This is a genomic window from Streptococcus sp. FDAARGOS_192 (assembly GCF_002073815.2).
GTDB classification, from domain to species: domain Bacteria; phylum Bacillota; class Bacilli; order Lactobacillales; family Streptococcaceae; genus Streptococcus; species Streptococcus salivarius_H.
In genome coordinates this window covers 54,370-77,068 of record NZ_CP020429.2, presented here as the reverse complement: position 1 = coordinate 77,068, position 22,699 = coordinate 54,370, and the positions used below count along the sequence as shown (strand labels likewise).

At 33.8% G+C, this 22,699-nt stretch carries 17 protein-coding genes; 6 read left to right on the top strand and 11 right to left on the bottom strand.

Annotated features, from left to right (window positions below; all coding sequences use genetic code 11):
- Positions 1 to 5 precede the first annotated feature (5 nt).
- Positions 6 to 1,274, bottom strand: a complete 1,269-nt coding sequence (locus A6J31_RS00300) for a replication-relaxation family protein (RefSeq protein ID WP_225791543.1) — start codon at positions 1,272 to 1,274, stop codon at positions 6 to 8.
- Between the two features lie 540 nt (positions 1,275 to 1,814).
- Between A6J31_RS00300 and A6J31_RS00295 the strand changes: the two genes are divergently transcribed.
- Positions 1,815 to 2,123 (top strand): hypothetical protein, encoded by a 309-nt coding sequence (locus A6J31_RS00295; RefSeq protein ID WP_045772462.1) that lies wholly within the window; start codon positions 1,815 to 1,817, stop codon positions 2,121 to 2,123.
- A 37-nt stretch (positions 2,124 to 2,160) separates the two neighbouring features.
- Here the strand turns inward: A6J31_RS00295 and A6J31_RS00290 are convergent, their stop codons facing one another.
- The 4 genes from A6J31_RS00290 to A6J31_RS11410 form a co-directional block, all read right to left on the bottom strand.
- The gene (locus A6J31_RS00290; RefSeq protein WP_225791542.1) at positions 2,161 to 4,989 is read right to left on the bottom strand and encodes a hypothetical protein; all 2,829 of its coding nucleotides are present in this window, start codon (positions 4,987 to 4,989) and stop codon (positions 2,161 to 2,163) included.
- A gap of 221 nt (positions 4,990 to 5,210) precedes the next feature.
- Positions 5,211 to 5,699, bottom strand: coding sequence for a hypothetical protein (locus A6J31_RS00285; RefSeq protein ID WP_045772460.1), 489 nt, complete (start codon positions 5,697 to 5,699; stop codon positions 5,211 to 5,213).
- A gap of 74 nt (positions 5,700 to 5,773) precedes the next feature.
- Positions 5,774 to 7,105 carry a hypothetical protein gene (locus tag A6J31_RS00280; RefSeq protein WP_080610191.1) on the bottom strand — a complete coding sequence of 444 codons (1,332 nt, stop codon included), beginning with the start codon at positions 7,103 to 7,105 and terminating at the stop codon, positions 5,774 to 5,776.
- An 87-nt stretch (positions 7,106 to 7,192) separates the two neighbouring features.
- A complete protein-coding gene (locus A6J31_RS11410; protein ID WP_002887149.1) occupies positions 7,193 to 7,336 on the bottom strand; it encodes a hypothetical protein in 144 nt (47 codons plus the stop codon).
- A 998-nt stretch (positions 7,337 to 8,334) separates the two neighbouring features.
- Between A6J31_RS11410 and A6J31_RS00270 the strand changes: the two genes are divergently transcribed.
- Together A6J31_RS00270 and A6J31_RS00265 are read left to right on the top strand one after the other, a co-directional pair.
- Positions 8,335 to 9,078, top strand: coding sequence for a response regulator transcription factor (locus A6J31_RS00270; protein ID WP_060972488.1), 744 nt, complete (start codon positions 8,335 to 8,337; stop codon positions 9,076 to 9,078).
- Between the two features lie 9 nt (positions 9,079 to 9,087).
- Positions 9,088 to 10,395 (top strand): sensor histidine kinase, encoded by a 1,308-nt coding sequence (locus A6J31_RS00265; RefSeq protein WP_080610190.1) that lies wholly within the window; start codon positions 9,088 to 9,090, stop codon positions 10,393 to 10,395.
- Positions 10,396 to 10,636: 241 nt separating this feature from the next.
- On the opposite strand, the gene A6J31_RS00260 is transcribed toward A6J31_RS00265, so the two are convergent.
- The 6 genes from A6J31_RS00260 to A6J31_RS00235 form a co-directional block, all read right to left on the bottom strand.
- Entirely contained in the window at positions 10,637 to 11,203 is a 567-nt protein-coding gene (locus A6J31_RS00260) for a transcriptional regulator (RefSeq protein ID WP_080610189.1), read from the bottom strand.
- Positions 11,204 to 11,630: 427 nt separating this feature from the next.
- Positions 11,631 to 12,464 carry a DNA/RNA non-specific endonuclease gene (locus tag A6J31_RS00255; protein WP_225791541.1) on the bottom strand — a complete coding sequence of 278 codons (834 nt, stop codon included), beginning with the start codon at positions 12,462 to 12,464 and terminating at the stop codon, positions 11,631 to 11,633.
- Between the two features lie 190 nt (positions 12,465 to 12,654).
- Complete coding sequence (locus A6J31_RS00250) at positions 12,655 to 13,638, bottom strand: tyrosine-type recombinase/integrase (RefSeq protein WP_080610187.1); 984 nt, start codon at positions 13,636 to 13,638, stop codon at positions 12,655 to 12,657.
- A 188-nt stretch (positions 13,639 to 13,826) separates the two neighbouring features.
- The gene (locus tag A6J31_RS00245) at positions 13,827 to 15,290 is read right to left on the bottom strand and encodes a replication initiation protein (RefSeq protein ID WP_080610186.1); all 1,464 of its coding nucleotides are present in this window, start codon (positions 15,288 to 15,290) and stop codon (positions 13,827 to 13,829) included.
- A 709-nt stretch (positions 15,291 to 15,999) separates the two neighbouring features.
- A complete protein-coding gene (locus A6J31_RS00240) occupies positions 16,000 to 16,524 on the bottom strand; it encodes a hypothetical protein (protein WP_070847697.1) in 525 nt (174 codons plus the stop codon).
- On the bottom strand, positions 16,508 to 17,338 hold the full coding sequence (locus tag A6J31_RS00235) for a ParA family protein (RefSeq protein ID WP_021151484.1): 831 nt from the start codon (positions 17,336 to 17,338) through the stop codon (positions 16,508 to 16,510). The genes A6J31_RS00240 and A6J31_RS00235 overlap by 17 nt, the downstream gene beginning before the upstream one ends.
- A gap of 1,805 nt (positions 17,339 to 19,143) precedes the next feature.
- Here A6J31_RS00235 and A6J31_RS00230 point away from each other — a divergent pair.
- From A6J31_RS00230 to A6J31_RS00220, 3 genes are all read left to right on the top strand, one after another.
- Positions 19,144 to 20,484 carry a DUF3854 domain-containing protein gene (locus tag A6J31_RS00230; protein WP_080610185.1) on the top strand — a complete coding sequence of 447 codons (1,341 nt, stop codon included), beginning with the start codon at positions 19,144 to 19,146 and terminating at the stop codon, positions 20,482 to 20,484.
- A 31-nt stretch (positions 20,485 to 20,515) separates the two neighbouring features.
- Positions 20,516 to 21,088, top strand: a complete 573-nt coding sequence (locus A6J31_RS00225; RefSeq protein WP_073686947.1) for a GTP pyrophosphokinase — start codon at positions 20,516 to 20,518, stop codon at positions 21,086 to 21,088.
- Positions 21,089 to 21,225: 137 nt separating this feature from the next.
- Positions 21,226 to 22,689, top strand: a complete 1,464-nt coding sequence (locus A6J31_RS00220; RefSeq protein ID WP_080610184.1) for a hypothetical protein — start codon at positions 21,226 to 21,228, stop codon at positions 22,687 to 22,689.
- Positions 22,690 to 22,699: the final 10 nt, after the last annotated feature.

Here is a 22,699-nt window from a genome sequence, read left to right as displayed (position 1 = left end):
TTACTCTATCTATAAACAATAATGAAATAATCATCAAAAGGGAGTTTGATTTTTTCTGGTAAAACCTCTTTAGGGAATACAATGATCATATGTTCATACTCTATTGAGAATTCTTCATATAAACTAGTTAAGTGTGGAATCAAGTCATTTTTGATATATGCCATAGGTATCATAGGGTACTCTTTCAATTCCCATGAGTCAGTTTCAACAACAGCTGATAACTGGAATTTATCATCATCTAAAGGTTCTGATATCTCCTTTACAAGATAATCTATTTTCTGCAGTTCAGAAAAATCATAAGCATCGCAATCACACCAATCTTTATGATTTGAAAACATCTTTTCTTGAATGATTTCGACAATAACGTCAGAAGCATTTGTTGTTGTTTGACTGAATAAAGAAATATTTTTACGCTTTAACATGTCATGTCCAGTCACACCTTCAACCTCAACCTCATTTACATATTCCAAAAAGTTCATTAAACGTTTAGATACTTGCGTATTATCTTTACGACTACTCTCAAAAACGAAAAATAAACTAGAATTTTCGAATGCTGGTTCTTCTGCGTAACCAAATATTTTAGAAAGTAGAATTGTTTGACGTTCTGTTGCTCGGTCATACTCAATAAAAAAAGGGTTATCGTTCACAAATACAACAGCATCAGGAACCATTAAAAGATTAACCCGACTAATAGGAAATACGACTTGTATGTTAAGGTCGTAAACAGACTTGTCTTGGTTTTTAAAAAAAAGCTTGTTTAAGATTTTAGCAACTAAACGTCTGGTCTCTAGATCATGAATATTTACGGTTTGAGGTTTTCCTCCTAGAAGATTATTACTGACAATGCTATATACTGACCTATCATATTCTGTCGTTGTCGTCAGCAACCGTATTTTATCAATACCCTTAATCATAGTAAGCAACCAGGTACTAAAGCCTTTGTTCAGATAATATATTTTTCTCTTACCGCTTCTAGCATCCGAACATGCTGAAATAGGATGATTCACCTTCCCAACAAGACGATAAAACCATGAATTAGGGGTTTTAGATTTTCGAGTTACTGCAGTATAAATGAGGTCTATGATTTCCTTATCAAAATAACCAAACCTTAGTAGATGATAAAAGATGATAAGCTCCTCTTCTGAAAACGACAGAGAGATATTTTGATTTTTTGAAACAAAATAAGTAGCTATTTTATTCCTCTGGGTGTAATGAATTTTATTTTTTTTATTTGAAATAAGTGAGGTAAAATCTCTATTTTTTATATCTTGCATTTTGTAGTCCTAAAATAGTCAATCAATAGGGTATATAGTCTGGTCTTTTTTCGAAGAGTGCAACGATTACTTTTAAAATCGTGTTATGCCTTTGCTATTGCCCTACACAAGCATTCTCTTGTGCCCGTAAAATGCTGATTGATACTTTCATCTCCTCTCATTCATAACGTCGTAGTTTATTTTTATAACGATAATCCCTAAAAAACATGGTTTATTCTAGCTAAATAGTAGCCACTATTTACTCATTTATGATTTACGAGTTTCTAATATTAGTCGTCAACCCAATAAATACCGTAAACTCTTAGACTTTTGTTCTCTCTGTACTTTCATTCATAAATTCTGGTTATTACATAACACTCGTAACAACCGGTTTTATGGGGTTTTAAGCACTTAATAACTACATTTAGGATTCATTTATAATAGGTCGCTATAGTGTTCAGTATACCCTAGAATAGATTATTTTCAAGGGAGTGACATGGGTTGACTTTTAATATTCTTGCTCTATACTATTAGATATAATTAATAATTAAGGAGCAAATTATGGCAGGAAAAAACAAAAAAACTGAATCAGATTTTATTAAGGAAATTGAGGCATACGAACAACAAAAAAAAGATGCTATGGAACAGCTTAAGGCCTATCAAAAATCACAAACTGATAAACTAGGTCAGCTCTATTTCGAATTGAAAAAACTAGAAAATCCAGATTTATCTATTGATGAGTTAGTTGTTGAAACACAAAATAAGGTTAAAGAGGTAAAGAAAGAAATTAAGAATAAAAAAGCTGCAGAAAAAGCAAGAAAGGAGGCTGAGAAGACTAATAAAGAAACATATAATGACTCTCAAAATTAGAACAAAAGCAACGGAAATCCGTTGCTTTTTATGTTATCTAAAAACCTTCTTCTTCATCAATAGCCATTTGTTCTACATTACTTTTTAAAGTTTTAGTTGCTTTCTCACGAGCTACACGAGAGAGTTCTTGAGGTAATTCAAACTCTTGATTAGGTGCTTGAATATTTTGAGTATCGACTGTTTCGGGTGTAGATGATGGAGCTAGGATCACTCTTTGAGTTATTTCTTTATCCTCTAACTCACCAATATCATTTTTGCTATTTACAGTTTGTTTTTCTTCAACAACTGGTGGAATTTCAGAGATATCGACCTCCACTTTTTGCTCAGTGTCCTCTGTCATCTCTTCTCTAATTGAAGTGTTTTCTCTATGTTCTGTCATACTTTCGTTGACTAAGATTGTTCTTTTAACTGATGGAGAATCATCTTTTTTACCAACTGTATCATTTACATTACTATCAACATTTGGTACCTTAACATCCATAATTGCTTGCCATTCTTCTTCAGTAAAATCACTTTCATAGAGGTGACTTTCAGACTCTTTTTGAGCGTAATATTCTATCACTTCTGCTCTCCACAACTTGTATGCTTTTGCAATTTCCGGTTCTTCCTCTCCAAGCCCATAAACCTTATTGAAAGGTGTATGTGAGACAAAAGAGTCCTTTGAAATATCCATTTCAAAATGCGGAGATGTTGTCAAATAAATCATATTTGAGACTTCATCATCACTGACGATAACACCACCAACTTGGAATTTCTCTAGGTTATTTGCATCTCTGGCAGTGAAGTTATCTTCTTCTACTACTTCCTCTGAAGTCGCACTTGAGTTCCCTTGATTCCCTGCTAAGAGATCATCGTTTGCTGCACGTTTGGTTTCTTTAAGTGAATAATGTTTTCCTCCTGAACGTAGATTAATGAACTCTACAACCTTTGTTGAGGTTTGTTGGAAAGTAAAGGCATTACGATAAGACATCTTGATTGCATCAGCCCCAGATTCGCCAATAGAATCCCTAATTTGTTCATCATGTTGATAAGCATGCATAACTGGAACATGGAACTTACGAGACTCATCTAGGAAGTTACTATCATTACCTGGCATCAAGTAACCATTCTTTTCATCTTCGTAAAAAGCAAAGAATGGAGACTTATCTGGGAGACGTCTTTGAGCAGCATTTTGCATAACTAGTGTCACCATCTGTGCTACCATTCGAGACTTTTCTTTACCAAGAACACCTTTAGCAGAATTGACCAAAATCATTCCACCCGTTTTTAAAACAATATCTAAATCTTTGGTACTTTGAGAGAAAAATACACGACGGATTTCTGGTGAAGATGATAGGTCATCAATAACTGCTTTTAGACCAGACACGTTAGCATCAAAGGTATAATAATATTCCTCTGTGTACGAATTTAATTGATGAGCATTGATGAAATAATCATAAGAACTTTGGAGGTTTTCAAGTTTATTTCTTTCATCATTAAATGCGTTTATAGCTTCATGAACATTCTCTGGTCTAAGGATAGTATCAAAGAGTTGTTCGTGTTCACGATTGTACTCTGATTCCTCTAACCACTTTTCTTTTTCCTGCTCTAAGAACTCTTCATGCTTTTTCAACGTTTCTTCAAAAAGCCTTTTCTTTCGATTGAGTAATTGTTCAAAAACTGCAATATAGGCTTCAATCCAATCACTAGAACGCAACATATTTGAGAATTCAGTTAGTGTTGGAGATTTACCTTTTAACATGTAGTTTATTGGGGCATCTGGTATCAATGCTACCTCTTTAATGACCGTAATGATATTATCAGTAAGTTGTCCTTCTTGGTTAAGGAAGAAAGAAGAACCAGTCCCACTTGGATCACTAAATCGTTTAAATAAGTCTCGAACAGCCCCTTTCACCTGAGTAGTATCTCCATCCAAAATATTTATTGCACCAGTTCCTGGGTTAGTAGGATCTAGAGTCCAAATCATTTCATCAGGGAAGCCCATTTTATGAGCGTACTTAACAATTGTGCCATACATCGAACCTGATGGTTCAGTCATATAAATACCATTTGTAAGCTCTGCAGCATAACCATTGTTATACCACTGCTCCAACAATTCACGTCTTTTTTTCTTACGTTCAAACTCTGTGCTAAAGAATTCTTGTTCCAGTTCTTTATCTACTTTCATCAAATACTTACGATAGGATAATAGATAGTATTTCATATTTTCCATATCCTGTAGCATTGCTGGAATCAGAATCGTTGCCGATTTACCAGTACCAATCAAACCAAAGATAATAGTGTGATAAGTCCTCTCGTTAGCGTGTAAAATCACTTGCTCTCCAGTTTTAGAGTTAAGTCCCATAACCAAATTTGCTTGACCTTTTTCATCTTGATTATGAACAATATTACTTAATACACTATCTTGGAAGTAACGTCCTCCTAGCCATTGCTCAACAAGTTTCTCATAGGTTTTTTCAGCAATCCCAGTCGCATAGCTATTGTAAAAAATAAGACCAATTGCTCCAATCGGAGTTAACAATAACAAACTGTTGAACCAGTCAGCTCCTATTAAGGGTTTTAGGGTATGATAACTTAATACAATACCTGTCTGACTTCCATTTGGTATCGACCAGGGCATATATTTGAGATAATTATCTGCTACATCATACATACGATTGATGAGGGATAAGATAAAGTTATTGATTGTTAGTACATATAATCCAGAAGATATAAGTACTGCTGCTAGTGCTGCTCTTATAGCATACTTAGCAATAATCTTCTTTCGTTCTGCTCGTTTTAGGGTATCATATTTTTCAAATAACACGAAAATTTGACGACTTGTAACATTACTGTGCCATACACCAATGTATAAAACTAAAGCCATATTAACGAACAAAAATATAAATAAAGATATAAATACCCAATTAGGTAAACGCCATCTAAAGATAAACATAATAATATTGAAAGCAAATAATCCAAAAGATATATGATATACCCAATCAATATATTTTCGCCAACAATACAGTAAGATATCTATAGTTCGCTTACCATTTGTATAATAACGATTAAAAAATAATTTTAAGATTTTCCGCATAAAGCACCTCTCTAGTAAGCAAACATTTTTTTCAAGACTTCCATAAATACAACAATAGCAATCGGACTTATTATTCCAAGTCTAATGAATAGATTTCGTCGAGGTAAGCTTGTTGTTTTCTTACCTTCTGTAATCAACCATTGATAGTGATATATGTATCCCTGTATGAAACCATATGCAGGTAATATTCCAACTGCTAGAATTTCTATTAGGGTAAAGACCTCTACGAAACTAATCATAGAGAAGTCACCACTATGTGTTCCTCCCTTTGATATCATTGCGAGTCCATAGATAATAAAAATAGGGATAAAAGTAACGATATATAAGAATAAAATTGATTTTAAGGCAAAATTTACTCCCATGATTTGTTTCTCTGGATTATTGATAGATTTAGCATAACTCCACCTACCGATACCGATGAAGACCAAGGTAATAGGTAAGACATACCGAAAAAAGACTATCAAATAATAGACAATAGCATTGATATTGTGATGATTCATGATCCCTCCTTGTTAAATTTTTCTGTTCCGAACGTAAACAAAAAGTTCCCATTTCAGAGGGAACTATATGCGACTCAACTAATAAAAAATGTCGATAAGATTTTACTGTTCACACGATTTGGATAGAAACTATTGAAACGTGATTTGATACGAAACAGACATTTTTTCTCTTCCGTATTCTGTGAATTACTGCTCACTTCTTCAGTTTTTTTAGCCACTCGACGCCCCCTGCTATTTGCGTCTACCCAGCGATAATGAGCATCTTGAATAACAACTGAAATTTCATCTCCTTGCTTAAAAGGAACTCTATTTAAAGAACCTGAGTCCTTCATTTTAATTTTGATTCCTGGAAAGTCAACCAACTCTACTGTATGTAGACTTTGTGGGTCAAAACTGATAAATCGCACTTTAAACAATCGTCCTATGACTTTCTTATTATCGATCATCTCAATCAAAGCATCTTGAGGTGCTTCTTCGAGAACTTTCATATCTCCCTCAATACGAATATAGTCATGGATAATGTGACGTTCTCTTTGATTTGGACTTGGTTTTTGGGTATTGGCCCCGGTAATTTTAAATTCCACCCTATCAAAGACTGATACTACTTCGTCTAGGTTAACAAATGAAGAATCACACTCATAACTTACCCTATGTTTTGGAATAAATACCGTTTGTAATTTTTTGGTCATTACCATGATACCTGCATTGCTACCATTGTTAATCACGGCAGATACAATACCTTCATGAGTACGTTCTAAGATGTTTTTTCTATCTCGATTACGAGAAGAGTTATCTTTACTCTTTTCAATTTGCTGAAGAAGTTGATAATTAGTTAACCACTCAGCTAACTCAATACTACCTTCAACAACATAGTTTGATGGGTTATTGATTGTGAGTTTATAATTGTCGATAGTTTGGATATGGATTTCAGTTAATTTACAAGGAAAAATCCGTCCAACCATTTTAAAGAAATCTTTTGGCTGGCGGAAGCCTGATTCAGTTTGTTTAATATAAACTGCTGTTCCAGCAAGTTCTCCATTTTGGATACGCCCTACTAACATATCGCAGAAAGCTACACCTTCACCGATAGGGCGACCATTTCTATTTCTAGGAATAAATGGCTGTGTTTCAAGCACATTTTCTACCACAACTGATACAACCTTATTAGTTGCTTGTTCTAACAAATACTCATCTTCAGTATTTCCAAGATCAATATATGGGAGTGTATAGTTTCGAATGATATCTGAAACTTCTTCTGGGACACATTCAATTTCTGGTTGCTCAAACCATTGTTCTTGTTCATCTTTCCTATCTGCAATAACCAATGTTTTAAATTTTTGCTCCCCTAAACTAGCATAATGGACGTTCTCATAACCGTCCTCTCTTATAAGTTTAAGTGCTTTCATATGTTTCTCCTTTAATGTCTTTTTTGACATTAAAAGCATAACAAAAAAGGTCACTACCTGTAAGATAGTGACCCCCCTTGACTTTTGTTAATTCATAGCGATAAGAAGCCCAACACCCAAGACTACAATTGGTGTAATTAAGGCGAAAATTGAAAAGATTTTCTTGGCGATACCGATGGTAACATATAAGAAACTCGCTAATGTTAGTAATAGAACCAAGATCATAAACATAATTCTCACCCTTTCTTCTGGCTCTGTTTTAATTATTATTATATAGATTTTTGATATCAATGCAAGGCTAGAGAGCAACAAATGTAAAGATAACTGATTATAAACTACTTTTTCCCTTTGGAATAATACTTCGCTTGGGTGGTAAACCCAATCTAATATAATACTTTAGAGGGACTTTGGGATACATCACTAAAAACTTTTAAGAACTACTAGTGCAGCCCTGAGGTTTTCAAAAGACAATAAAACTCCAACACTGATTAATGTACAGGTAGGTTAGTGCACCTTTTCGATATTAAAAAAGTAATCTAGATATCCACTAATGTCATTAGTAAATCCTGCTAATGACTTTTTTATATCAATAACACCTAAGAGTTCGAGATGTTCATTGAATATTCTTTTATAATCAATGTTTGGTATCAATAAAATAATTTGTGCACTAACGTTACACCGCCTAATTTTTTTGACTTTTTTCCCATAGTTACATCCATGTGTAAGTGTGATAAAATATAGACAATTGGTTGCTGTAGTAATTCTTAACGAATTAAAATGATTACTAATTTTAACTTTCAACTTATATTTTCTTATATACCTTTTTACAGTAATCAACAACCAAAAGTGCTTTACAATATTGAGCATACTTCTCCTCCAATTCTATTTTTATTATAGCTTGGTTATACCGTTTAATTAGTCAAATATCGTAAACGGTTCATTTATTGTCATATAAGATAAAAATATACTGATGATGATAGTTTCTAGACTGTTTACGACATAACGGTTTTATTATTCCAATCACTACTTTTACAATATTAACTTGGAGAAGAAATATGGATTTTTATTTAGATGCCATAGAAATGCATTAATTACCCCTAAATAATGTCATTCTTATCTAAAACAACAAGTCATATAATTTTTAATATTGGAAAAGACTTCGATGTTTTTTGTTTTAGGATAAGGAAGACACAATTACTAAATATTTTAGCGAATGAGGAGTACACTAATTGTTAAATATTTTTATTTTAGAAGACGAATTTTTACAACAAACACGAATAGAGACCGTTATTAAGGATGTTATTGCAAAAAAATCTCTAAAATGTAAAGGACCTGAGATTTTTGGAAAACCTAGCCAGCTACTTGATGCGATTACCGAAAGAGGTTCTCATCAACTTTTCTTTTTAGATATTGAAATTAAAGGAGAAGAAAAAAAGGGGCTAGACATTGCAAAAGAAATTCGGAAAAAAGACCCTAATGCAACAATTGTTTTTGTAACAACACATTCAGAATTTATGCCAGTCACTTTTAAATATAGAGTTGCTGCACTAGATTTTATTGATAAAGCTTTGGATGATGAAGAGTTTTATGAACGTGTGCATTTAGCAATTGAATATACCATGGATAAAATCGGTGCCACTATTGCCCAAGATTCATTTACTTTTGAAACAGCTACGGCCCATGTTCAAGTGCCTTTTAACAATATTTTATTTTTTGAAACATCTCCAACAATACATAAAGTTATTTTGCATACTAAAGAAGAACGCATGGAGTTCTACGCCAGTATTTCAGAAGTTGAACGAGCTGATGACCGCCTATTTCGATGCCATCGTTCATTTATCGTTAATCCTGAAAATATCGTTAGGATCAATAAAGAAGATAAAATGGTAATGTTTGAAAATAATAATGAATGTCCCATTTCGCGTACGAAATATAAGGGCCTCCTAGAAAAAGTTAAATCTCTGAAAAGCTAAGGTGTTTCTATGGATATAGTTATAAATTTATTTCTGTTCTATTCTAAGATTTTAGTAGCATTGTTACTGTTTCAACAGGTTAGTAACCAACCAATCAAACCTTTGTGGTGTATTATTGGTCCATTTTTGTATGTTCTACTCCTCATCATATGTCCTCCTGTTGGGTACTTTACTTTCTTTTTTATCTTTATTGCTTATAACATATATCAAAATAAGTATGGTAGTAAAACACTTGATATTTTTTATGGCTTGTACCCCGTTATCGTTGAAAGCTTGCTAGGTAGAATGTCAGCATTCTACGTTTTCCCTCTACTAAGAGTCTCTGTCTTCAATGAAGTCAAACTAAGTTGGTATGATATCTTAATTGAATTACTGGTTTTCCCTCTTCATTTACTCATAGTAAAATCTCTTAGGTTAGATTTTAACGAAATAAAAGAAGGTTTCAAGCGTTACTATTTCAAGTATTTATTGTTACTGATCAACATCTCTATGTTTGTATATATGCTCTTAGTTTCTATACTTGTTATTTATAGAGACAAATTAGCTGATGCAGATAATTGGAGAGGACATATTAATAACTTTTATATTGTTCTGTTTTTTGTAATGCTACTCTATCTCAATGCAATTTCAAAAGAAAAACTAGAGAAGGAAATAATTGATCAAAAAGATACTCAATTAAATGAACTATCTATTTACAGCCATCATGTTGAATCACTTTATGAGGAAATTAGAAGTTTCCGTCATGACTACATTAATATTTTGACCAGTCTAAAATTAGGAATTGATAATCAAGATATTGAAGCTATTAAAACTGTATACAATGGTGTACTTAGAGATAGTGCAAACCAATTCTATGATAGTAAGTTTGATATTGCTAAACTTAGTAATATTAAGAATGATGCTATCAAAAGTATTCTTTCCGCTAAATTACTTGAGGCACAAAATAGGGGAATTTCAATTTCTGTTGAGATTGACGAACCTGTTAGTAATTTTAGGATAGAATTACTAGATTTCATAACTGTTCTTTCTGTCCTTTGTGATAATGCCATTGAAGCCACCATTAAAGCCACAAGTCCTAGAATGACTGTTGTTTTCATAAACAATGATGATTCATTGGTACTTATCGTTGAAAATAGTATAAATTCAGAAAAAGTGGATGTTAGTCATATTTTTGCTAGGGGGTACTCTAGTAAAGGGGAAGGAAGAGGCCTTGGGTTACATAATGTAAATAGCGTATTGGAAAAATACCCTAAATCTACGATTACCACTCGTAGTGCAAATCATCTCTTTTCTCAAACTATCAGATTTTGTAAGTAAGTCTCAACTTTTAACTTTAACCTCTTTAATCGAGTTAGGTTTTACATTTGAATAGTCTGTTTCTAGTATTTTTTGCTACATAGCTTAATAATTTTGGGGACCACTAGCATAGCTAGTGGTTTTCGTAAGACCAAAAAAAAGACAGTAACTTCAGAATAGTTACTGTCTTCTTTTATTTCATGTATATCTTAAAGTCTTGATAGACTTGAACAGTGTTTTATAAAGACTTCTTAATCCTTTATCAATGTCCTACATCTGAATATGAAATATAATAACGTTGCCCATCTTTGACAAAACTATACCAGTTTCCATCAGGTAAAATTTCATATTTATCCCAATCAACATCACCTGCAGGCATTTTAGAAACAACCCCACTGTCTTTATCTGGTGCAGCATATACAGGGGTTTCCTCATCAAGTGTCAATGTTCCAGAAGTTGCTGTCCAAGCACCTCGACCACCTTCAACTCCTCCAACTTGAGAAGCTGGTGTTGTTGCTTCAGCCACTTGCCCAGCATCTGTAGTGCCTGCTTGAGCTTGTTCTTGAGAGGAAGCTTTAGGCGCTACTGCTGAATCCTGATTGCTCTCTTCTTCTTTTGAAGTTACTGAAGATGACGAATGAGCTGATTTCTTATCCTTCTTAATAGCTTTACTTGAGCTTGAAGATGAATTCTTGATCGTTTTGGCTGGACTGCTACTTGTACTAACACGAGCTGATTCATGGCTGTTAAATTTAATTACCAAAAAGACAGCGAGGATAACTACAATAAGAGCTGATAGGATACCAATGAGTTTAGTTGTTGTTTTCATGATTGACGTTCCTTTTCTTATGATTTACAAGATTAGTATAATATAAAGACAACTAAAGTTTCATTGAAGTCATAAACTGTAGTTTTTTCGTCATAAAAGGACAACATCTTCTATTTTTAGCATCTATTTAAAATGATAGTCTTTAAATCGTGTTGACAAAGAACAATTAGGATACCTCCCTAAAATCTGTCGAACAGCGGACAAACCTATACCATGTCGCTCCCCTTTACTTTAGTATCTGAGTTTAAAGATATGGAATACATTGACAGATTCTACTGCTCTCCAAACCTGATTCAATAGGATTATCCCTTTAAATTAGAATATAAATACTCCATTATATCAACAAAAAAGAGGCTATAACCCCCTTTTTGTTGTTCAAACGCTTACGCTGATTCTTATTTTAGCATAAAACATTCTATAGTCAATGTTAGTAATTACTTGTGGCTGTACCATCTAAGTAGTTAATATTAGCATTCTTTGAAACATTCTGAAGTGTGACCGAACTCACATTTCCATCACTCGTTGCTAATCCTGCTTCTGATAGTTCAACTCCATATTGTGTCCCATTTTCATCAAAGGATGTCCAGTAAAGCGTTACAGTCCTAGGTACTAACTCATTGTCAGTATAGTTTGCAATAACACAATAATCTAAGTACATATTTTGGTTTTTCTTCAACCATTTGGCTAGTGCATTTTCGTAGTATAGCATACCGTTTGGATTATTAGCATCCGTTTTACTATCAGACATCGTACCTGCATTCAAATAGCGTGTCATAGGTACTAGATTTTTTATTTCAGAATTCAATCCAGAAAACTGATAACCAATAAGATGCCCACGATTCATCAGATAAGCTTTTTTGACTTTTCCAGACTCATCTTCGTACTTAAAACGATAGTTATGCCAACCGACTGGATCAACATTAATTTTACTTTCCCTATCATCTTGTGGTTTGTCCGAATACTTTAGTCTGATGTGACCATATGTTGCTCTACCAAGACTATCCAAATCTCCATTGACCATTAGCTTATGGTTTTCAAAAGGCAATGGACTATAGCTGAAAGGATCAGACTTTACACCACTAGTTTTAGAAGAACTGTTTCCTGTTTCCGAAGATTCTGACTTGGGAGTAAATTTCCCAAATAATTTTCCGACATCACCTGAATTGGCATGTTCTCCTTTACTAATAACATTAAAGCCACTAGATAAAATACCAGGTACATTAATTCCTTGGGACATACCATATCCAGCTATACAAAACATAACAACAATAGCTATCGGTATCCAAATCAGATTGCCAAGACAACCTCTTTTTTCATTGTTTTTTCTAAGCATAAGACCTCCTTAATTCTCTATAAATTCATTATAGACTTAGAAGTCACTGTTCGTAACCCAGTGACATAAAAAAGGCCTTAATTGACCTTTTGACTAATCTTGAGACAAGTTTATACTATCAATCAATAAATCTTATAAGGTGATTCTTATCTAAACTATATCCTTGTATTTCAGCAACTTTCTTAATATCACCTGTCTCTTTATAAACAATAGAGGCGTGGCTGTCTTTTAAAATACTAGGAGTAATTACCTTACCATAAGCATGTCCAATGTTCTTTGCTAGATGCCCTATTGTATTTCTCCCCATAGGCTTTTTCAACATGGTTAAAAATAATGACGGTATAGAAGGGTCTAAGTCCCAGCGTCCACGTCGTTCCTTAACAAATGGAGCTATGTAAGGAATGGTGAAAGGAAGAAAACGTATAAACTGTTTCTCGTTGTTTCTAACAACCCAAATACCTTTTTTACGCATATCAATATCCCTAACTGTCAAGTTAACAACTTCTTGAGTACTTGCTCCAGTACCAATTATGATCGCAAATATAGCAATATTTCGCTCTTTCTCCTTTTCCCAATTATCAGCCTTTTTCTGAGTTGGTAGAGTTGTAACGTAACTGTTTGCCATGAAATCAAGTAAGCTTTCTAGCTCTTCCTGCGTATACAAAATAGTCTTCTTCTTTGATTCGGAATATATTATGTTGTGGTAACTCTCTTTGTAAACTATCTTCCATTCATTAAACACGTTACGATAAAATAACGGCATTCCTCTCTCAATTGTAAAGGAGGTATTCGTAAGATAATTCCAAAATGCTGCTAAAGTATAGAGAATAAATCTTTTTCCTGCTGGTTTCAGACGTAAATTTGCTAAATAATTTTGAACAAATTCTCGTGGTAATTTTTCTAAGTCTGTCAATGATAGGGAAACAGCCTCTTTATCAATCGTAATTGCATAGCTATTTAAAAATTTCTGGATCACTGACAAACGTTCAACCATTTTGGGAGAAGGTTCTTCGATATTTACTTGAAGGTAAGATATATACTCATCTATAATATCTGGTAATTGCCTTCTAAGTGCTAGATATTTATCTTTCTGTTTTGACATAATTCTCCTCCTCTCAATAATGATAGCAATTAACTACAGGTTTACCAATTATATTTTATACCTATTATATCATACAAGATTGCATGTTAATTTTAGATTTAACTAGTAAAAAATTTTCTAAAACAAAATAGCGATACATCGTGTATCGCTATTATATATATAATCTATCTACAAAAATATATCTGAAGTTATACTTTAAAATAATCAAGTATCTCAGTCAAAAGTTGTTCTCTTGTCTCTTCAAAATGACTATCAGACAGTGATTCTAAACCTTTATCTTTAAGTTCCCACAGCTTCTCTTGCAACAGTTTCTCTGCTAAATGTTTAATATCCGCCTTATTATCTTCGTCAGGCGTCTTTGAGAGTTCTATTTTAATTGCTGATTTAACTGCTACTACTACTAGTCCTAAACGGTCTTTGTCATCCGTTCCATTTTCATAGTTTGGCTCAGACCAGTCTGGAACATTTGAAGGACGATTATCCTTATTAGTTGGATGACTATCTCTCAAATCTGAAAGTTTTGTGTACCCTGCTACTTCCCATTTATTGAGCAACGTTCTTGTCCAACCGAAAGTACGGTTTGCATCACTTCCTGTTCTTTCCAACGCCTCAATAACTAGTTCATGGTCCATTGTTTCAAGCCAACGTTTGAGTTGATTTTTATTATTGTAGTTGTCAGCCTTGCTCCCTTTAGGAAAAACAGTGTAGAATTTCTCCATCACGATAGCCATCTTACGTTTGAAGTCTAACTCCTTCTTCTTCTCAAAGGTAATGACTTTATCGTTTGTTGCAACAATACGTCTCAAATCGTCATCGAACGGTTTAAACCTAAATATGTAGTGGGTAATTGATTTTCCTTTTTTGATTCGCTCTACTGTCAAATCTTGAATAACAGGAAGTCCATGCTCATCAACCAATAGCGTATTGATTTCATCCATTGCTTGCTGCAGCTTAGTACCTTTCGAACGAAGTAAACTTGGACTATCCAAGATCAAAACTTCTTGCTCTAGTTCTTCAGCTGTATCTTTTACAAAACCTGTTTTACGCCAGTCTGCTAGATGTCTAAATAATCGTTTAGAGTACTTACTCTTCAATAGGTTATGGTAGTCACGTCCATACTGAATGTACTTAGCTTTTTTACCCCACTCTGGGTTGTTAAAAAGGTCTTTAACTGTACGCCTGACCGCTACTTTTACTTTTGTTCCATCTTCTGTAGTTACTTCATCATATTCAGTATATTCCGCATCAGACAGGTGGATTTTAATGAGTTTATTTTCGTGGTCTACTCTAAAGGTCTTGAACAGTGGGATGGAGGTGTAAGAGACAACCTTACCATCGACAACCTTTTCGGGATGTCGATATACAATTTTAGTCATTCTTTCCTCTAGTTCCTCAACTGTAGTTTCAAATCGCTTACCAGTCCTAGGAACTATTTTTTGTTCCCTAGAACTGTAAAATGTATTTCCTGCTAGCATTGCCAGACTCGAATAAGAAAATATTGCTGCTTCGTTTTCATCATAAACATCTCGCAACTCACCAAATATAGAGTAAATCATATTTTCTTGAAGAGGTGAAAGGTCTCCCAGCTGAAACATTTGGGTGAACTTATTATCATATTTGATGATTTCTCTGAACTCTCTATTCTCTACCAAATGCTTCTACCTCTCTTAGTTCATTCATCATACATTTTGGTCGTATTTTAAATAAAAGTAATTATTTTACTACAAGCTAATTACTCACTGCAATATGTGACAGGGTATAAATATATTAATTTACAACCCTTTTGTATGACATTATATCACTAATATTCTGATTTTCATAGTATTTTTTAAAATTTACAACCCTTTTGTAGGATATACATACAATTTTATATGACATACATACATTTTTGTAAACTTAACATGCAACTTTATAGGACATACATACCGATTTGTAGGATACACCTACAATTTTATATGACATACATACATTTTTGTAGACTTAACATACAAGTTTGTGTGACGTTCATGCAAAATTATATGATATACCTACCAATTTGTAGGATATACATACAGTTTTATAGGATAAAGGTAAGCTTAGCTCAGTAATAGCAAGGGTTCCAGGAGTTCTACTACTTAAACTATAATTAACTACTTAGTTACTATAATTAACCACTTAATACTACTTAATACTATTTAAACTATTATTACTAAAACAAAATTAATAATACTAAGCTTTATAACATCACTATTTTCTCTCTCAACTATATGCTAAATTACAACAACACAAAAAGTGTAGTAATTACCTACACTTTTGTATGCAAAAAATGATTTCAATACGAGTTACCTACATTTTTGTATGATAACTACATGTTAAACTAGATTACTTAAAACTCATCTCAGTTTCTACCAATGTATTAAACAATTCCTTTTGTTCTTCATCTAGAAGTTGGTACATCTGATCTAACATTTCAGTGAATAGCTTATCAGATCCCCCACGTTTAGGATAATTGCCATTTTCTCCTTTGAGGTCTCTTTTATTTAAAACAGCTCTTAATGCACTAAAACGAGACATAGATAATTGTGTCATGTTTAGATTTGAACGCACCTTTTCTTCAGGAGTTTTTGCTGGTTCAAGTTTAGTAGGAATTTTGTTTTTTTCTTTTTTCTGAGTAACAATGTTTGCTTTTTTAGGAGAAACAGCAGCTTTTTTGGGTTCTACACTTGCTTCAGTTAGATAGGTAATATCATGCTTCTCCTTAAGTTTATCAATTACTACTTCTTCAATCTCTTTCCCTTTAAAAAAACGGTCAAATACTTCTTTAGCTGTTTTGCGATCATTTGATTCAACAGCTGTTAAAAGGTTATTATAATTTCTTTGTTGGATAGTATTAAGCTTTTTCGCCATTGTGTTCTCCAATCGTCTTAATTAGTTCATTCATCACATTTGTGATTTGTTTTTGAGGGATGCTATAGCCACTATTTGTAAAAACATTTGCTTGATTAGCAATCATATCTTTGTATTGTTTATTATTAAATAAGTATTGCTCAAAAACTTTAGTATTATGTTCTTCCGCAATTTTCTCAAGAGTTGTTACTGCTTCTCTTGCTTTGACTTGTTTAATTGATTTTTTACTAAAGCCGGGCCCTTTATCAACCTGAGTGATAACGATTCCAGCAATAACAATATCAATTCCAAAGAAAGAAAATCCTTCTTGAACAGCTTCAATATCTTCGATTGTATCTTTTACACCTTCAATACCAAACTTATCAGGTGTAGTAGGAATAAGAACATAAACTTTCGAATTTGTAAAAAGGGTACTTGTTGTAGAAACACCAAAGAACGGAGGTGTATCAAAGAGTACAAAATCGTAGTAATCATTGATATCTTGAACTACGTTCCTTAAACGAAAATCCCTATCTTTTAGTCCTGAAGCTTCACTCTCCCAGTTCTTCATGAGCTTACTACCTGGAAGCAGATCATATCCGTCAACTGGCACAATGGCATCAGCTACTTCTACTTCTTTTTTTAGTACAGAATAAATCCCTTCTTGTTCGTCTTCGTTCACTCCTGCTGCCGTAGTTAGATTGCACTGACCATCTAGATCACCTGCACACGTTTTATAGCCAGCATTTCCTAGAGCTTGAGCCAATAATAAACTTAATGTCGTTTTGGCTGCTCCTCCTTTTTCATCCATCACTACGATTGTATTTGCAACCATATCTACTCCTTTCAATCCGATATGTACGATACACTATGTATAACAATGCGATACATATTATTAACTACTTAAAGTATACCATATAGAAATCTAATAGCAAGTACTGTGTAAGATATATCGTAAACAATACATGATACACTATGTATAGTATATAAAAAATATAGCCTAACAAGGTTATCACGCATTAGCTAATACATAGTGTATCGTTCACTATATACTATTCAAAAACAAAACATATTACAACTATCAAACAACAACAAGAGTTATACCCGATACACTATATATTATATAAAAAAAATAATATATAATAGACGATGCATCTTACAAAGATATATAATACATACTGTATTGATATATAGTGTATAGTATTATGCTCGAGTTCTAACTTAAACATAATACAATTTGCACACTACACTATACATAGCATTACTATATATAAATGACTAACAAAACAAATTGCAAATTTTTTATCGTATATTATAGACGATGTATAGTATATGAACAAACATTGTAATGCAAAGCATTATATCGTATATCTTTTATAAAATACTTCTGGAAATAAAGAAAATTAACGCACATCACCATACACGATACATTATATACTATATAAAACATAAGAATGTACTCTGGACGATGTATTTATTCCATATATAATATACATAATGTATCGATATATAGTGTATATCACTATATTTGACTTTCTACAAAATATTACACACTACACTATACATAACCTCACTATATATAGCGTAGTGCAAAGAAAAACTTTGTAGTATGCTATAGACGATGTAAGATATATCGTTAAGTAATGTACTGCTAGGTATTATATCGTATATTCTTTATTCATTCATTTAATATAATAAATAAGAACAGTTCTATCACAAGACGATACCTAATACATTATGTAATGTGAATAATGTGTAGTTTCTTTATTTATCGTATATAGTAGATAATATACGATGCATATTGAACGATACATTAAAGAACTATATATGATTATATTCTTATTGGTTAATAAGTTATATTTAAAATTAGTATAAAGAGTGTTCTAGATTATTTATGATACAAGATACATAGTTTATCAATGTATCTTGTATTTCTTTTTTCATGACGACTGATTCTTCGCTTATTACTATTGGTGGACTATACATAATGTGTTGTAAACTATAGACTATGTATAGTATATAATACAATGAAGAGTAGTATATATGGTATAATTCGAATAACGATAAACTTGTAATGTTAGTTGCTCTTTGCTATACTAAAGACATAAATTGTTTAATTTATATTTTTTCCACCACCTCAAACGGTGAACCTTTGGTCACGTGACTAAAGAAAAGAGAAGCATGGAGGAGGAGATGCTATTTCTGGTTCTGTCCCAGCAATAGGTATCCCATGTTTGATTGGGTTAAAAGGGAGCGTACTCGCTTTTAGCTATCAGTTAAGCCATCAGACAGAAGAAGGGGCTTGACGCTTACAACAGGTACGAGATAATTTGCCTTTAATTTTTTGAAAGGCTACAACAAACGTTATTAGCAGATAAAAGCATAACGAGAAGTTTCCTATGGTTTTCCATAGGCACGCGCAACCTTGTTTTTTGAGACAAGGCTTGCCGGCTTCTTTGTTATGCTTTTTTGTTTTGAGTTTGGGTAGTTGGACAAAAAAGGAAGGCGACATCTCGATGATTAGAGACGAGGAACAGGTGTTCCCAACTCTAACTTGTCGGCATACGGAGGAGGGGCTACGAACAGGTGTTTGGGGCTTTCCAAGGTAACTTTACAACAACTTTTTAAAAGGAGAAAACAATGACAAAAATTATTACGATTGGACAAACCGAGATGATTCGGGTAGGACGTGATTACCCTTGCCCTATTTGTGGCAAACCAGATTGGTGTCTGGTTTTTGCAGATCAATCTAAAGCAGTCTGTGCTAGAAAGATTGACCCAGACAAACCACAATTTGGTAGTGCTGGGACAATTTATGATTTGGATCCCCAAAAAGCTAAAGACGTGACGTTTGAACCTAGTTGGAAAAGTCAGCCTTTGGCAAGTATCTCAACACTTCACAAGGTAAATTCTCTTGTGATTGAAGTGTTGGGATTGACTAAGGACCATGTCAAGCACTTAACAAGTGCAGAACGAGGTCTTTCTGTTGAGACTATTGCACTGCGTGGCTATGCTTCATCAACAAAGCAAACACGTCAGAAGCAGGTTGATACAACAGTATCTCACCCAGCAACTATTTGGGAAAAGCTCTTTGTTGCAAATGGGCTTCCTAAAGATGCTTGGCGTGGAGTTCCTGGTTTCTATTGGAACGAAAACGCAAAATGTCCTATTTTTGAATCAAAAGATGGAATTCTAATTCCATGTCGCAATTCTTGGGGACAAATTGTAGGTTTTCAAGTACGTCTTGATAACGTTAGTTATCAAGCCAAAGTAAACGAAGCCTTTCAAGAGGGACGAAATGCACGTACTGCTAAGGTCTTCCAAAATGACGACGGAAGTTTCGATTGGTATGTGTTTGCTAAAGGTTCATCACAAGAACTAGCAAGTGGGACAACTAAGAAAACTAGTGTTAAACTTCGTTCTGGACTTGAGTTGACATTTAAAAAAGGGCAAAAGTATGTCTTTGTTTCGTCAGCATATAAGCCAGAAGGAACAAGTGCTAAGTCTTTTCCCCATTTTGCTTATTCTGATGACATTTTAGAACAAGCACGCTTTTCTGAAGAAGGTAAGGCGAAAGTCAATCTTATGAGTAAGGTTGATAACCTTCTAGTTACGGAAGGTTTGCTTAAAGGAGATATCACTGCATCAGTTGCGAAAAACACTCGTCTTTCTCAATTGGGGAATATCTGTGTTATCTCTATGGCAGGAGTAGCAGCATGGCGTCCTATATCGGACTTTATCGGAAAGACTGAACTCAAAAAGGTCAAACCTATTTATCTAGCATTTGACCAAGACTTTGAGGATAATGACTCGGTATTTGAACGTATGTATGACATGGTTCAAGATCTAGTTACGAAGCAGTCTTGTACGGTTCGTGCTCTAATCTGGCCTCACGAAAAGGGAATTGATGATTTCCTTTTGAAAGCTTCCCCAGAAGAAAAGATTAAGTTCAAAACGTATAATAAACAGGATATGGTATAATGAAGAAAAATTATTTGGAGACGTATAAGGGTTGAATATCAAGAAAGTAGAGCGACTGATCTTTGAAATCAACACCATTCATATAAAGTATTCAGAAGAGTATTTTGAAAGTGGTAAACTTGCTAAAGTCAATCTTAATCACACTTTTGCGAAGGTGCCAGTTGATGAGATTCTAAAATATCGTTTGAATCTGCACGAATCTATCAACGATTATTTGATGGTAGCAGATGTCAGCGATATTAGTTACTTCTATCGAGTGAAGACATCTGAATCTATTTTAGATAAGATTGAGCGTTTTACTAAAAGAGCAGAAGGGTATCCAGTAAATTCGGTTTTAAATGATATTTTTGGAGCACGTGTCATTTTGCCAACATCTGTCATTACTGAAGTGATGGATTGTTTAGATGATTGGAAGGAAGAATACGGTCTTAAAAATTGGTATTTAAAAGATACTGAAGACTATACAGGCATCCATCTCTACTTTAAAAACAAGAGTCATTTCTATTATCCTTGGGAATTACAAATCTGGGATAAGAATGATATTTTTCGAAATATAGAGAGTCACAAACGAGATTATGCAAGGAAACTTGATAACAATAATTAGGTTTCCTTTTTTTACGCAATAAATTGTATGTCATACTATGTATAGTTCATAGTGTATCGTACATAGTACATATAAGAGAAAGAGGAAGGTAGTAGCTTTAAGCTTTACCTTCCTTTTTGCTATTAAGGAGAAAAACAATGGCAAATTTACTAGCAGTAGCACAACAAACGACTAAAAAAGTCACTTTTCCTAAGATAAAAGAGACTGATAAAGCTGCAGATATCGTGAGAAAGTTTTGTACTTACTATGCGAATATCCGCAGATATCAATGTCATGAACTTTTATCTCAAGAAGTCGGAGCACTAGCAGTAGAGGTATTCGGACAAGATAATGTCTATACAGCCTATAAAGTCAAAGACATCATGGCTGATATTGAAACCATTGGTTATGATCAAGCACATTTTTCGAATAAACTAAAAAGACTGTTCGAGGGCATGAGCTTGAGGGATGAAGAAAATCAGGAATACCTTTTCGGTGAACAGATTCTTCTCACACTCCATGGGAGTAGATTACCTGCTACTAAAAGTGCAGAAGATACCAAACGCACTTTGTATCTTCTCATTGTCGACGATTCAAAGGTTAGAGTACCTTTGAAGAAAAACCTAAGCTTTTGGAGAGAGAGTAGTTCTCAAACGAGGTATGGACTAGTATCTTTTAGCTTTCTTGAGTTGATGTCTATCCATAGTGAAGGGATCTACAAGGAATGTAGTTATTATGGAAATATCCAAAAAATAGCTAACGTTCTAAAAAGAGAGTATGAAGATGCACTTGCAGCAAACCTAAATGCACAATATGTTAATCAGTCAACTAAGACGATAGCCAGTGTGCGTGAGGATAAAATCTTTCAAGATCATGAAATGAACAGTAACACGACATTTCTTGATTTAGGGTTTTCAAAGGTCGAAGTAGATACCGAGCGTTATCGAGGTCGTGATTTTGACAAGGAGAAATTCAGGGTTCTAGAGAAAGAATGGGAGAAGTTGTGTAATCACTTACCTCATTCTACTGTAGAGCCCGAACTCAAATTCCGAAAGCTAGGAAAACATAAAGCAAGCGGACTTTATGTGCCAGGGTTAAATATCATGGCAGTTGATGTAAGAGATTCCTCATCCTTCATCCATGAGTATGGTCATTATTTAGACTATACGTATGATAAAGCTGGAATCATTAGTTCTACGTCTCATAGCTTTAAAGATATTCGTTATATCTACAAGGCTAGCTTGCTGAAACTTATTCAAATAGCAGAGGAAACCAGAACGGACTTAGCTCAAGCTGTTCATATTAAGAAGAAGTTGGATTATTATTTGACCCCGACTGAAGTGTTTGCACGTGGCTTTGAATGGTGGGTTTTTGAAACTTATACCAAAGATTCAGAACTGCTATCTGATGAAGCTACTTACTATACTCGATTAGAGTATAGAGCTTTGAGGCAATGTCGACACCTTTTGTTTGCATTTTTTGACACGTTCTTTGAGAACTATCGTGCAATGCAACCTATTTATAAGGTTGAGAAGGAGCCAAAAACACTAGTAGCTTGTCGAAAGCCACTTGAAGATAAACCAACAACTGAAGGAGAACAGTTAAGCTTGTTTGAGTTCTGAGAGGAGAAAA